The organism is Nonomuraea sp. NPDC005501 (assembly GCF_040605905.1).
Taxonomy (GTDB): Bacteria; Actinomycetota; Actinomycetes; order Streptosporangiales; family Streptosporangiaceae; genus Nonomuraea.
This window is the reverse complement of record NZ_JBEXDT010000101.1, coordinates 17042-30985: the sequence shown is the minus strand read 5'-3', so window position 1 is coordinate 30985 and position 13944 is coordinate 17042. Positions and strand designations below refer to the sequence as shown.

Here is a 13944-nt window from a genome sequence, read left to right as displayed (position 1 = left end):
GACCCGCTGTTCTGGAAGTCGCTCGGCGCCACCACCTACTACACGCTCGGCGCGGTGCCGCTCACGCTGATCGTCAGCTTCGCGGTCGCCATACTCCCGCGGCCACGGCGACGCCGGCGGGCTGGGTCCCGTACCGGAGCTCCGCGGGCGGGTTCGCGATGGCCGTCCCCGCCCGGTGGAAGGTCACCAAGCACCCCACCCGCGACAGCGTGACCGTGCGCGGCCCCGGCTCCCCCGGCGCGTTCATCGTGGAGTGGACGGTGCCGGACCAGCCGTGGCTCGGCCCCGTACGGCACTGGCAGGGGCTGGAGAGGGAGATCCTCGGCCGGGGCGAGTTCCCCGGCTACCGCCGGATCGGCATCGGCGCCACCACCTACCTCGGGCGGCCGGCGGCCGACTGGGAGTTCACCTGGCGGCGTGGCGGGACGGTCGTCCACGTCGTCAACCGCGGCTTCCGCACGGCGTCCGGCCGGCCGTTCGCCCTGTACTGGGAGGCGCCCGACTCCCGCTGGGCCCGCGACCGCCACTACTTCGACACCTTCACCAAGACCTTCACCCTGCGCTGACCGGCCCTATCCGGCCCGTTCTTTAATCGGCGGGGATGCGCGCTTGGGAGGGACTTTATCGGGTAGTCGGCCCGCATGTCCGATTCAGCGGTGATGGTCGGTGGACGATACCGGCTGCTCAGGACCATTGGCCAGGGCGGTATGGGCACGGTCTGGCACGCCCACGACGAGGTGCTCGGCCGCGACGTGGCCGTGAAGGAGGTCCACCCGCCCCCCGACCTCAACGGGCCGGAGCGCGACGTCTTCAGCGTGCGCACCTTCCGGGAGGCGCGGGCCGCGGGCCGCGTCGCGCACCCCGGCGTGGCGGCCGTCTACGACGTGCTGGAGGAGAACGGCCACCCGTGGATCGTCATGCAGCTCGTCCGGTCGCGGACGCTGGGCGAGCTGGTCCGCGAGGAGGGCCCGCTGCCACCGGCCAGGGTCGCGGACATCGGGCTGCAACTGCTGGAGGCGCTGCGCGCCGCGCACACCGCGGGCGTCCTGCACCGCGACGTCAAGCCGGACAACGTGCTGCTCGCCGAGGACGGCCGGGCGGTGCTGACCGACTTCGGCATCGCCACCACCGAGGACGAGGCGCCCGTCACCAGGACGGGCATCCTCGTCGGCACACCCGCCTTCATGGCGCCGGAGCGGGCGGCGGGCGGCCAGGCCGTGCCGGAGTCGGACCTGTGGTCGCTGGGCGTCACCCTGTACCTGGCCGTCGAAGGTCAGTCGCCGTTCCAGCGCGCGCACGCGCTGGCCACGCTGGGCGCCGTGATGCACTCCGAGCCGCCACCGCTGGCCCGCGCGGGCGCGCTCGGGCCGGTGCTGCTCGGGCTGCTGCGCAAGGACCCGGCGCAGCGGATGGGCCTGGACGAGGCGCGGTGGCGGCTGCACGCGTTCGTCGCGGGCAACGTGCCGGAGCCGACGGCCCCGGTCGCCATCCCGGCGGGCGGTCTGAGCGACCCGGGCCCCTCGTCCACGAGTGACACGCCGGCCGTTCCGGTCGCCGCCGCCACTCCCGTGACTCCCTCACAGCCACTCGCGGGGCCGCTCGACGGGCCGCCCGGCGGGCCGGCCGACGGACCGTCGTCCGCAGCGTTCCACCCGGCGGTCCGGCGGCGCAGGCCACCGCTGTCGGCCCTCGTCGCGGGGGTCGCGGCCGTGGCGGTCCTCACGGGCGGCGCCGCCTGGTGGACGAACCGGCCGGTCGGCGACGCCCTTACGCCCACGACCGCCCCGGCCGTGGTCACCTCGGCCATGCCGTCCAAGCCCGCCTCGGAGCCGGTCAGCCACCCCGCCACGAGAACGCCGTCGGACCCGCCCACCGACAGCGGGCCACGGCAGGGCACGGTTCCGACCGACGGCCCCGCCTCGCACCGGCCGACGGCCGAGCCCACGCGACACCGCCCGACGACCGGGCCGACCGGCAGGGCCACACGCGAGCCCGCGAGGAAGCCGACCACGAAGCCCACCAAGAAGCCCACCAAGAGGCCGACCACGAAGCCGTCGACGAAGCCGACGGCCAAGCCCACCAAGAAGCCGACCCCCGCCAAGTCGAGGAAGGAGGACGAGCAGCCCTCGTCGCGCACGCCGGGCCAGGTGGACCCCGTCGGCACCGGCCGTTCCTCCGGCGGGACCAAGAAGCCGAAGAAGGTCAAGAAGGCCAAGCACGGCAAGGCCTGACGGCCGGCGCCGGGAGCCTCAGGGCTCCGCGAGCCCCAGAACTTGGCGGGCCTCAGAACTTGGCGGGCCTCAGGACTTGGCGGGCCTCAGGACTCCGCGCGTACGAGGTCGAGGGCCTTCTGCAGGTCCTCGGGATAGTCCGTCTGGAACGACGTCCACGCGCCGCTCGACGGGTGCTCGAACCCGAGCGACACCGCGTGCAGCCACTGCCGCCCCACCCCGAGCCGCGCGGCCAGCGTCGGGTCGGCTCCGTACAGCAGGTCGCCCACGCACGGGTGGCGCAGCGCGGACATGTGCACCCGGATCTGGTGGGTGCGGCCCGTCTCCAGCTTGATGTCGAGCAGCGACGCCGCCCGGAACGCCTCGATCGTGTCGTAGTGGGTGACCGACGGCTTGCCGCCCGCGACCACCGCGAACCGGCCGTCGCCCGAGGGATGCCGGTCGATGGGGGCGTCGACCGTGCCCCGGAACGGGTCGGGATGGCCCTGCACCAGCGCGTGGTAGCGCTTGTCGACCGTGCGCTCCTTGAAGGCGCGCTTGAGGTGGGAGTAGGCGTGCTCGCTCTTGGCGACGACCATGGCGCCGGTGGTGTTGGCGTCGAGCCGGTGCACGATGCCCTGGCGCTCGGCGGCGCCGCTGGTGGCGATGGTGTGGCCGGAGCCCAGCAGCCCGCCGATCACCGTGGGGCCGGTCCAGCCGACCGTGGGGTGCGCGGCCACGCCGATCGGCTTGTTGACCACGACGATGTCGTCGTCCTCGTAGACGATCCGCATGCCGGGCACCGGCTCGGCGACCGGCATGGGCGTGCTGACCGGAGGCGGCAGCACGACCTCCAGCCAGGCGCCCGCGTGGACGCGGTCGGACTTGGCGGGCTCGCGGCCGTCGATCGTCACCTCGCCGGCGCCGATCAGCTCGGCCGCCCGGGTGCGGGAGAAGCCGAACAGCCGGGACAGGGCGGCGTCCAGGCGCTCGCCCTCCAGCCCGTCGGGCACGGGCAGGCTTCGCCGCTCGGTCACTTGCCCTCCCTCGATCCGTCGATCTGGTAACCCCGCCAGGCCAGCAGCACGGCCAGGATGCCGCCGCACACGATCGAGGAGTCGGCGACGTTGAACACCGGGAAGTAGTCGATCACCGGGAAGTGGCCGGGCAGGACCTCGATGAAGTCGACCACGTGCCCCTGGAACTGGGTGGACCTGCCGAAACCCGAAGGGTAGCGCAGCAGCCGGTCGGTCAGGTTGCCGAACGCCCCGCCCAGCAGCAGGCCCAGGGCGATAGCCCACGGCAGGCTGAGGAGCTTGCGGGCGGTGCGGATGATGGCGACCACGACCGCGGCGGCGATGAAGGTGAAGACTATCGTCATTCCGGTGCCGAGACTGAACGCGGCACCGGAATTGAAGATCACCCTGAACTGCAGCACGTCGGGGATGACGACGAGCGGCGCCTTGCCCTCCAGCGCCCGCAGCACCACCGTCTTGGTGAGGACGTCGATCACGTAGACGACGGCGGCCAGCGCGACGAGGACCGCGACGAGGCGGGTGCGCCGCTTCGCCGCCGGCGCCGCGGCCGGTCCTGCTACCGGCGCTCCTCCTTCTGCTTGCAGGCCACGCACAGCGTCGCCCTCGGGAACGCCTGCAGGCGTTCCTTGCCGATCGGCTTGTGGCACGATTCGCACACTCCATAGGTCCCTGCGTCGATCCTGGCGATCGCACGTTCGTTCTGCGCGACCAGGTCGCGCGCATTCAGGGTAAGGGCGATCTCGCGTTCGCGCTCGTACGTCTTGGCGCCGGCGTCCGCCTGGTCGTCACCGGCTCCCTGGGTCACATCGCCGGAGGCGATCTCCGACTCGTGGCGGCGGATGTCCGCGTTGAGCTCGTCGATCTCGCGCTGCAGCGTGCCGCGTACCTCGGCCAGCTCCTCGTCCGACCACATCAACGGAGTGGTGGTCTGCGTGACTGCCGCCATGGGTGCCTCCATGCTGATCAAGGCCGGTGAATGGTGCGGGCAGCTTAGGTGCCCCATAACAGAACGGCAAACGACCCGCCGTCCCGATTACCTCTCCCGTACTATCCCGCCGCGCGCTTTCAACTCCTCCCGCAGCCACTCCATTCCCGCAACTTTGTCGCCGTTTACGACTTCCGTACCGGAGACAGGCACCTCACCAGGGAAACCGGGAAGACCAGGGCTCCACTCTGCGTTATGGTGTGAATCTGCAAGGCGTCGATGGGGCCCGGAATGTGAGGGACATCACCCCGGAGCCGCCGGAAGAACGGCTCCCCGGAGCTCATTAGACCCGGCAGCAGACCAATGAAGTGGGCCTCGCTCGCCGAGGCCAAGAAGGGTGGTACCGCGGAGCCGCACGGCTTCGTCCCTTCACGCATCCTGTCCGACAGTGACCGCGTGGAGGCGCGCCCCAGATGTCTTCCCCTAGTTTCCGCTCTCTTCCCGCGCAGGTCGACCTGCCCGCGCTCGAGCGCGAGGTCCTCGAACGGTGGCGGGACGGGAAGGTCTTCGAGCGCTCCGTCGAGCAGAACGACGGCAACCCCGCCTGGGTCTTCTACGAGGGCCCGCCCACGGCCAACGGCCTGCCCGGCGTCCACCACGTCGAGGCCCGGGTCTTCAAGGACCTGTTCCCCCGGTACAAGTCGATGCAGGGCTTCAGCGTGCCCCGCAAGGCCGGCTGGGACTGCCACGGCCTGCCGGTCGAGGTCGGCATCGAGAAGGAGCTCGGCCTCACCGGCAAGAAGGACATCGAGGCGTACGGCATCGCCGAGTTCAACGCCAAGTGCCGGGAGTCCGTGCTGCGGCACGTCGACGCGTTCGAGCAGATGACCGAGCGGATGGGCTACTGGATCGACCTGTCCACCGCCTACCGGACCATGGACCCCTCGTACATCGAGTCGGTCTGGTGGTCGCTCAAGGTCGTCTTCGACAAGGGCCTGCTGTTCCGCGACTTCCGCATCACGCCGTACTGCCCGCGCTGCGGCACCGGGCTGTCCGACCACGAGCTGGGCCAGCCGGGCGGCTACGAGAACGTCTCCAGCCCCTCGGTCTACGTCCGCATGCCCGCCACCTCCGGGCGGCTGGCGGAGCTGGGCGCCTCGCTGCTCATCTGGACCACCACGCCGTGGACGCTGGTGTCCAACACCGCGGTCGCCGTCCACCCCGACGTGACGTACGTCGCCGCGCGCACCGCCGACGGCGAGGTGCTGGTGGTGGCCGAGCCGCTGCTGTCGGTGCTGGGCGACGGCGCCACCGAGGTGGCCCGCTTCACCGGCCGCGAGCTGGAGCACACCACCTACTCCCGGCCGTTCGACCTGGTCGACATCCCGGGCGCCCACTACGTGGTGACCGGCGAGTACGTGACGGTCGAGGACGGCACCGGCCTGGTCCACCAGGCTCCGGCGTTCGGCGCCGACGACCTGGCGGTGATCAGGCGCTACGACATGCCGGTGGTCAACCCGATCGGCCCCGACGGGCGCTTCCTGGACGACGTGCCGATGGTCGGCGGGCGCTTCTTCAAGGACGCCGACGAGGAGCTGACCGAGGACCTGCGGGCCCGTGGCCTGCTGTTCCGCGGCGGCCACTTCGAGCACAGCTACCCGCACTGCTGGCGCTGCCACACGCCGCTGCTCTACTACGCGCTCCCGTCCTGGTACATCCGCACCACCGCGGTCAAGGACCAGATGCTGGAGGAGAACGCCAGGACCAACTGGTTCCCCGACACGATCAAGTGGGGCCGGTTCGGGGAGTGGCTGCGCAACAACGTCGACTGGTCGCTGTCGCGCTCGCGCTACTGGGGCACGCCGCTGCCGCTGTGGGTGTGCGGCGAGGACGACACGCACATCACGTGCGTCGGGTCGATGGAGGAGCTCGGCACGCTCGCCGGCCGCGACGTCTCCGCGCTCGACCCGCACCGCCCGTACGTGGACGACGTCACCTTCCCCTGCCCCGACTGCGGGGCGGAGGCGCGCCGCGTTCCGGACGTCATCGACGCCTGGTACGACTCGGGCTCCATGCCGTTCGCCCAGTGGGGCGCCCGCGGCAAGCCGGAGGGCGTCTACCCCGCGCAGTTCATCTGCGAGGCGACCGACCAGACCCGCGGCTGGTTCTACTCGCTGATGGCCGTCGGCACGCTGGTGTTCGGCCAGTCGTCGTACGAGAACGTGCTCTGTCTGGGCCTCATCCTGGCCGAGGACGGCCGCAAGATGAGCAAGCACCTCGGCAACGTGCTGGAGCCGATCCCGCTCATGGACGAGCACGGCGCCGACGCGCTGCGCTGGTTCATGGCCTGCTCCGGCTCGCCGTGGGCGGCGCGCCGCGTCGGCCACAACGCGCTGGAGGAGATCGTCCGGAAGGTCCTGCTGACCTACTGGAACACCGCCTCGTTCTTCACCCTGTACGCCAACGCCGAGTCGTGGTCGCCCGCGATGCTGGCCTCGGCCCCGCCCGTGTCCGAGCGGCCGCTGCTCGACCGGTGGGCGCTGGCCGAGCTGCACCGCACGGTCGCCGACGTGACGGCCTCGCTGGACGAGTACGACACGCAGCGGGCGGGCCGCCGCCTGGCCGACTTCCTGGACGACCTGTCCAACTGGTACGTACGCCGCTCACGCCGCCGCTTCTGGCAGGGGTCGCACGAGGCGTTCGCGACGCTGTACGAGTGCCTGGAGACGGTCACCCGGCTGATGGCGCCCATCGCCCCGTTCGTCACCGACTACCTGTGGGACGTGCTGCGCGGCGAGAAAGCGCCCAGCTCCGTACACCTGGCCTCGTGGCCGGTCACCCGTGAGGACCTGCTGGACCCGGCGCTGTCGGAGCAGATGGCGCTGGTCCGCCGGCTGGTGGAGCTGGGCCGCTCGGCCCGCGCGTCCTCGGGCGTCAAGACGCGGCAGCCGCTGCGACGGGCGCTGGTCGGGGCGCACGGCTGGCCGGCGCTCCCGGCCGAGCTGCGCGACCTCATCGCCGACGAGCTGAACGTCCAGGCCCTGGAGGACATGTCCGGCTTCAGCGCCGACCTCGTGTCGTACACGGTGAAGCCGAACTTCCGGGCGCTCGGCAAGCGGTTCGGCTCGCAGACCAAGGTGGTGGCCGCGGCGGTCGGCGGCGCCGACGCCGCGTCGCTGGCCCGCACACTGCGGGGCGGCGGCACGGTCACGCTGGAGGCGGGCGAGCTGGGCGAGGTCACGCTCGGCCCCGACGACGTGATCGTCACCGAGCAGCCGCGCTCCGGCTGGGCGGTCGAGACGGGCGCCATCGACACCGGCACGGGTGAGACGGTCGCCCTCGACCTGGAGCTCACGGACGAGCTGCGCCGGGCCGGGCTGGTGCGTGAGGTCATCCGCCTGGTGCAGGAGGCCCGCAAGGCGTCGGGCCTGTCGATCACGGACCGGATCACGCTGTGGTGGACGTCCTCCAACGCCGACCTGACGGCCGCTTTGGAGGCGGGCGGGTCGCTGGTGGCGGACGAGGTGCTGGCCACGTCCCTCACGGAGGGGGCACAGGACGGCCTGCCGGTGCACGAGGACGCGGACCTGGGCCTGAGGTTCCAGCTGACCCGCGCCTGAGCCGACGACGCGAGAGGCGGGACATCCCTGCCGGGGTGTCCCGCCTCTCCGCGTGCCGGCCTCGAGTGAGGTCTTCAGATCATCCGTTCCGTCACTCTGAGATGAACAGTCGTCACTCTGGGTAATGGTGTGGTGTCCGGCCGCAGCTCGCGGCCTGGACGGTGCTCCAGGGGGACTGCCGGCCCTGTACGAGCGTATGCCGCCCTGTACCGGCCGAGGAGTGCCATGTCGCCCACCACCGTCGAGATCCCGACCGCCTACGGCCCGGTATCGGGGCTGATCCAGAACGGGATCGCGTCCTTCCGCGGGATTCCCTACGCCGCCGCTCCCGTCGGGCCGAACCGGTTCGCCGCACCCGTGCCGCCCCGGCCGTGGGACGCGCCGCTGCCCGCTCACGAGTTCGGACCGACCCCGCCGCAGCCGCCGCTCAAGGGGAAGCTCGGCGAGCTGTTCCACAACCCGGTCGTCCCCGGGGACGGTTACCTCAACCTCAACGTGTGGACCAGCGCCACCGGCCCCGGCGCCGCCATGCCGGTGCTGGTGTGGATCCACGGCGGCGCCTTCACCACCGGCTCCTCCGCGGTGACGACCTACGACGGCGCCACCTTCGCCCGCGACGGCGTCGTCTGCGTCACCATCAACTACCGCCTCGGAGTGGACGGCTTCGCCTACATCGAGGACGCTCCCGTCCCGGCCAACCGCGGCCTGCTCGACCAGATCTTCGCGTTGGAGTGGGTGCGGGACAACATCGCCGGCTTCGGCGGCGACCCGGGCAACATCACCGTGGCAGGCGAGTCCGCCGGCGCGATGAGCGTGCTGACCCTGCTCTCCCTCGGCCGGGAGCTGTTCCACCAGGCCATCGTCGAAAGCGGCACAGCGCACATCGGCCAGACCCTCCAGGACGCCGCCCTTCTCACCGCCGCCGTCGCCACCCGGCTGGGTGTGCAGCCGACCGCCCAGGCGCTCGCCGAGGTGGGCATCGCCGCCCTGATGACGGCGCAGGGTCAGGTGAGCGACGACGTCACCTCCAGCGCCGACCCCGAGCTGTACGGGGCGAGCACCATCGCCTCGTGCGGCATGTCGTTCATGCCGGTGATCGACGGCGAGGTGGTTCCGCGACTGCCGATCGACGCCATCGCCGACGGCCGGGGCGCTGACGTGCCGCTGCTGATCGGCACCACGGCCGAGGAGTTCAGGACCTTCGTGGTTCCCACGGCCATGGTGGGCTGGCCCGGCGCGGCGCCGTTCAGGACCAGGACCGAGGTCTACGGCGCCCCGGCCGGCTTCTATGACCGCTACGCCGAGACCAACGTCGAGCCGTACCTCCGCAACGCCCCCTCCGGCGTCGCCTGCGCGACGCTGACCGACCGCATGTTCCGCATCCCCACCTACCGCATCGCCGAGGCCCGCAGCGACGCGCCCGCCACCACCCACGTCTTCGAGTTCGGCTGGCGGTCACCCACCACGCCCAACAACCTCCGCGTCAAGCTCGGCGCCTGTCACAGCCTGCCGCTCCCCTTCGCGTGGGACACGCTCGACAACCCCCACAGCGCGGAGTTCACCGGCCCCAACCCGCCCCAGGCTCTCGCGGACGCTCTGCACGGACGCTGGGTCGAGTTCGTCAAGACCGGCGAGCTCGGCCAGTGGGCTCCCTACGACACCACCGAGCGCCCGGTGATGACCTTCTACCGCGACAACACGCCGAACAACGTCATCGTCCACGACCCGCGCCGTGACGAGCGGGAGATCTGGAAGAACGATCTCAACCCGAGCTGACCGGCAGCACGGTCGCTGGCCTCCGGCGGGCGCTGTGCGCGCCGGGGGCCGGGCGGCCCCGGCCTCTTACGGCTACGAGAGATGAAGCAGCGGCGAGACCGAAAGGTACGCGCCCATGAAGTCGAGGGGCCAGGACGGGCGGGTCTAGGAGGTGGCGTCGCTGTCCTGGCGGCAGACCGAGCAGCTCGTCAGGCCGTCCTTCTCGGCCTCGGCGAGAGTCATGGTCCGGACGCCGCTGTCGCCCACGGCGCGCACCAGAGGGCAGGCGGTGGCGTGGTAGCGGCTCGTGCCCTCGATCACCCTGACCGTGGTCGAGCCCTTCCCGGCCGCACCCTTGGGATCAGCGACCGGCTCCTCGGCGGAGGCGTCGCCTGACGCGGCCGGAGCGGCCTTGCCCTGCTTGGAGCCGCCGCCCGGCCCGGCCGCCTTCTCGCCGCCGGTCTTCCCGTCGCCGGCACCCGCCCCTGCGGAAGCGCCGGACGCCCCGCCCGTGTCCCTGGACGTCCTACCCGCGGCCGGGGACGTCCCAGACGTCTTGCCCGCGGCCCCGGACGTCCCAGCGGACGTCCCGGACTTCATGCTCGATGACCCGGACGTCTTGCCCGCGGCCCCGGACGGGCCCTCGCCGGGACGATCACCGGACGTGGCGCCCTTGCGGGCGCCCCCCTCCCCTGAACGCGTTCCCGCACCGGGAGGGGTCACCACGACCGTGTCCCCAGCACCGGGAGGGGTGACCACGACCGTGTCGCCCGCGTCGGCCCCGCTCGCCGGGGTCGACTCGGCACCGGCCGGGAGGGGGCCGCTCGGCTTGGCCGAGGACTCCGCCGCCGACGCGGGACGCTCGGGAACGACATCCCGCTCACGCGACCCGGTCTTCCCGGCCGGTCGCTCGACCGGCTCACCTGTGGCGGACACGGCGCGCTGCGGCCTCGTCTCCGGACCCTGCTCGTCGTCCCGGGCCTCGGCGCCCTTCGCCCGCTGCGAAGGCCCGTCCGCCCCTGCAGGGCGCTCCAGCGTGGGCTCCTTGGCCTCGGCGCCCGTGGCGGGACGGACGGGCTCGGGAGCCCGGGCATCCCCGGGTCGCGGATCGGCGGGCCGGGAACCGGCCGCGCCCGGCTTGGCGGGCGGTGCCTTGGGGCCGCGCGAGACGGGTGTGAAGGCGATGGAGGGGGAAGTCTGCTGGTCGTCCGCCTCGTCGTCACCGGAGTCCGCTCCGGGAGCGGCGGCCGGCGGCCGCTCGGCGGCGCCCTTGCCGGTCGCGTCCTTGCCGGTCACGTCCTTGCCGGTCACGTCCTTGCCGGTCACGTCCTTGCCGGTCACGGTCTTACCGGTCGCGTCCTTACCGGTCGCGGTCTTGCCGGCCGGCCCCTTGCCGGGCGCGCCCTTCGTGTCGCCGCCGGCGGTGTCCCGGTCAGCGGTGTCCCCGTCGGCCGTGTCCTCGTCCGTGGACTCGGGGCGGGCGAACCACGCGTAGGGCGGGGAAGAGGAGGAGCCCGAGCCGGGCTTGGAGGTCGTCCCCGCACCGGACTTGGATCCGGAGGGCTGGGAGGCACGGTCGGTGCCGGGGCGGGACGTGGGGTCCGGGCCGGGCTTGGCCGACGGCTCCGAGGTGGGGGTGGAAGCCTTGGAGGCGGGCTTCGGCGCGGCGGGGGGACGGCCCGTGCCGGTGGGGGCCGGTGGGCGCAGGATCCGCGTGGTCTCGGACGGCTCGGAAGCCTCGGAGGGCTCGTCGGGACCGGCCGACTCGGCACGGCTGCCCGTGGAGACCCCGGCCGGAGCCGAGGGAGCCTTGGAGGCCGAGGGAGCCTTGGAAGCCGCGGGACCGGTCGAAGCCGGGAAAGAGGGGGATGCCGCGGGCTCGGGATCGGCGACGGGCGGCAGCTGCCGTCCGCCGAGGGCGGCGTCGGGCAGGCACGTCGTGCAGGGCGTGAAGCCCTCCTCGCGCGCCTCCTCGTAGGTGAGCTCTTCGTGATCTCGCCCGACCAGCTGGCGGCACCCCGGAACGTGGTAGCGCTTGCGTCCCGGGATCACCAGGACGAGGGCGTCCGGGGAGACCCCCATCGCCGGTGTGCGGCGCGGGGCGGCCGCGGGGACGGTCGCCGTCTGCTGCGGTACCCGCGGACGCGGGGACGGCGACGCTCCCATCGGACTGGTCTGCGACGCTCCCACCGGGCCGGTCTGGCCGTACGGCATGCCGGGCGGCACGTGACCCACCGGAGGGACGGCCGGCTCGGCGGCCCGCCCACCACTGGGAAACAGCTCGTGACGCCGCAGGAACGCCCCGATCACCAGGAACAGCGCGGACAGCACGCTGACCACGATGGACCACATGATCAGGTAAACCTTGGCCAGTACGAAGCCCGCGATCAGCAAGACGACCGCCGCGAGCACCAAACCAGCGCTGATAAGGATCACAGAGGGCTCTTTCGAAGTGACGGGCCTGGTTGACCCGTTACTTTACCGGCGGTCGTTGTGCTGACCGTCGCCACCGGGGAAGGCACCCTGCGGGCCGTCACCGCCGAACGGGCTCGGACCAGCGGGGAGAGGCTGCTGGCCACCCTGCGGCACCGCGTGGGACATGGCCGGAGCCGCGGCCGACGGGCCACCCGACATCACCGGGAAGGCACCGCTGCCCTCGGCGGAGACGTTGAGCTCGGCGAGCTGGTTCTCCAGGTAGAGCTTGAGACGGCTGCGGTACTCGCGCTCGAAGCTGCGCAGCTCCTCGACCTTGCGCTCCAGCTCGTCACGGGTCTGGACGAGGGAGCCCATGGCCTGGCGGTGGCGCTCCTGCGCGTCGCGCTCCAGCGTCTCGGCGCGGGCGCGGGCGTCGCCGATGACCTGCTCGGCCTGGCGGCGGGCCTTGGTGAGGATCTCGTCGGCCTCGCGGCGGGCGCGGGTGACGGTCTCGTCCGCCTCGCGGCGGGCGTCGGAGATCGCCTGGTCGGCGGTCTGCTGGGCCAGGGCGAGAACGCGGGCCGCCGTGTCCATGTTGTCCTCGGCCGGAGGCATGCTCATGGCCACGGGGACGGGCTGGGGCTGGGGCTGCGGCTCCGGAGCCCGCATGGGCTCGGGCTGCGGGGGCGCCATCATCTCGGGCTTCGGCTGCTCCTGCACCGGCGCGGAGGCCATGGGCATGTTCATGCCGCCCGGCACCTTCCCGCGCAGGCACTCGCCCAGTTTGGCGCGCAGCTCCTCGTTCTCCTGGATCAGGCGGTCAAGCTCAGCCTCGACCTCGTCGAGGAAGGCGTCGACCTCCTCTTCGTCGTAGCCCGGCCGCAACCGGGTGGTACTGAACTGCTTGTTCCGCACGTCAGCGGGCGTCAGCGGCATCTTTTTGGTCTCCTTGGCGCGCTTGGAGTCTGTCCGGAGGGACGGGGATTCCGAATCACTTCAGCGCGGACACGAGTTGGATCTCGACCGGTGCCCCCGCAGTCCCCGTCACCGGCCTATCCATCCAACGATCTGGATCAGGAGCAGGACGACGATGAAGAGGACTGTGAAGCTTAGGTCAAAGGCCACCGTACCCAACCGGAGCGGAGGAATGAAACGGCGGAGGAACTTGAGGGGTGGGTCTGTTGCGGTGTACGTGGCTTCGGCCAGCACCAGCACGACCCCGGAGGGGCGCCACTGGCGGGCGAAGGCCTGAACCGTCTCGAAGATCATCCTGCCGATGAGCAGCACCAGGTAGAGCGACAGGACGACGACCAAGATCTGACTTACGATCCCCACGGGCTGGCCGCGCCTCCCCTTCTGATGTGCCCTTCCGGCCTCGGCGAGACCCGGTTGGGTGCGATAGGCATACAGAGACTCTAACTCTGGTTGAAGAACCCGCGTTCCGCGATTCGGGCCTTGTCCTCGGCGGTCACCTCGACATTGGCTGGGGACAACAGGAACACCTTGTTGGTAACACGTTCGATGTTGCCGTGTAGGCCAAAGACCAGACCTGCCGCGAAATCGACCAGCCGCTTGGCGTCGCTGTCAACCATCTCGGTCAGGTTCATGATGACCGGGGTGCCGTCGCGGAAGTGCTCGCCGATGGTCCGGGCCTCGTTGTAGGTGCGGGGGTGGAGCGTGGTGATGCGGGCCAGATCGGTCGTGCGGCGCTCCAGGACGGTCGTGGCGGGCCGGGGCGCGGGGACGCCGGGGTCGGTCTCCTCGTCGCGGTCCTGGACCGTCACGGGCCGCTCCTCGCCGGTGCGGGGGGCCTCGTCCTCGTAGGCGTACTCGTCCGGGTAGGTGTCGTACCTCTCGTAACGGTCGTCCTCCACGAGACCGAGGTAGACCGCCATCTTGCGCATCGCGCCGGCCATCGCTACGTCGTCCTCCTGCTCATGGTCGCACTCGCTCGGGCCTGTCGCAGCGCCCGAGGCGGTAGC

11 protein-coding genes are annotated in these 13944 nt (G+C 71.8%); 4 read left to right on the top strand and 7 right to left on the bottom strand.

The features are described 5' to 3' along the window. Positions 1-158 precede the first annotated feature (158 nt). Both ABZS51_RS35310 and ABZS51_RS35305 read left to right on the top strand, forming a co-directional pair. Entirely contained in the window at positions 159-566 is a 408-nt protein-coding gene (locus ABZS51_RS35310; RefSeq protein WP_355450478.1) for a hypothetical protein, read from the top strand. A 75-nt stretch (positions 567-641) separates the two neighbouring features. Further along, positions 642-2231, top strand: coding sequence for a protein kinase (locus ABZS51_RS35305; protein WP_355450475.1), 1590 nt, complete (start codon positions 642-644; stop codon positions 2229-2231). 86 nt (positions 2232-2317) lie between these two features. Here ABZS51_RS35305 and ABZS51_RS35300 read toward each other — a convergent pair whose 3' ends face one another. From ABZS51_RS35300 to ABZS51_RS35290, 3 genes are read right to left on the bottom strand one after another with little or no spacing between them, the layout of a single operon-like run. After that, positions 2318-3247: an RluA family pseudouridine synthase gene (locus ABZS51_RS35300; protein WP_355450472.1), complete on the bottom strand. Its 930-nt coding sequence runs from the start codon at positions 3245-3247 to the stop codon at positions 2318-2320. Next, complete coding sequence (lspA, locus tag ABZS51_RS35295) at positions 3244-3840, bottom strand: signal peptidase II (RefSeq protein ID WP_355450469.1); 597 nt, start codon at positions 3838-3840, stop codon at positions 3244-3246. Before lspA ends, ABZS51_RS35300 begins: the two co-directional genes overlap by 4 nt. Further along, a complete protein-coding gene (locus ABZS51_RS35290) occupies positions 3804-4193 on the bottom strand; it encodes a TraR/DksA C4-type zinc finger protein (protein ID WP_355450466.1) in 390 nt (129 codons plus the stop codon). Before ABZS51_RS35290 ends, lspA begins: the two co-directional genes overlap by 37 nt. A 452-nt stretch (positions 4194-4645) precedes the next feature. On the opposite strand from ABZS51_RS35290, the gene ileS reads away from it, so the two are divergent. Beyond that, positions 4646-7792 (top strand): isoleucine--tRNA ligase, encoded by a 3147-nt coding sequence (gene ileS / locus ABZS51_RS35285; protein ID WP_355450463.1) that lies wholly within the window; start codon positions 4646-4648, stop codon positions 7790-7792. A 225-nt stretch (positions 7793-8017) separates the two neighbouring features. Then, a complete protein-coding gene (locus ABZS51_RS35280; RefSeq protein WP_355450460.1) occupies positions 8018-9568 on the top strand; it encodes a carboxylesterase family protein in 1551 nt (516 codons plus the stop codon). Between the two features lie 144 nt (positions 9569-9712). Here ABZS51_RS35280 and ABZS51_RS35275 read toward each other — a convergent pair whose 3' ends face one another. From ABZS51_RS35275 to sepF, 4 genes are all read right to left on the bottom strand, one after another. Further along, positions 9713-11983, bottom strand: coding sequence for a hypothetical protein (locus tag ABZS51_RS35275; protein WP_355450456.1), 2271 nt, complete (start codon positions 11981-11983; stop codon positions 9713-9715). Positions 11984-12025: 42 nt separating this feature from the next. Continuing rightward, positions 12026-12898 (bottom strand): DivIVA domain-containing protein, encoded by an 873-nt coding sequence (locus tag ABZS51_RS35270; RefSeq protein ID WP_310709316.1) that lies wholly within the window; start codon positions 12896-12898, stop codon positions 12026-12028. A 108-nt stretch (positions 12899-13006) separates the two neighbouring features. Beyond that, positions 13007-13297, bottom strand: a complete 291-nt coding sequence (locus ABZS51_RS35265) for a YggT family protein (protein WP_310709317.1) — start codon at positions 13295-13297, stop codon at positions 13007-13009. 80 nt (positions 13298-13377) lie between these two features. Then, positions 13378-13878, bottom strand: coding sequence for a cell division protein SepF (gene sepF, locus ABZS51_RS35260; protein WP_175588709.1), 501 nt, complete (start codon positions 13876-13878; stop codon positions 13378-13380). Positions 13879-13944 lie beyond the last annotated feature (66 nt).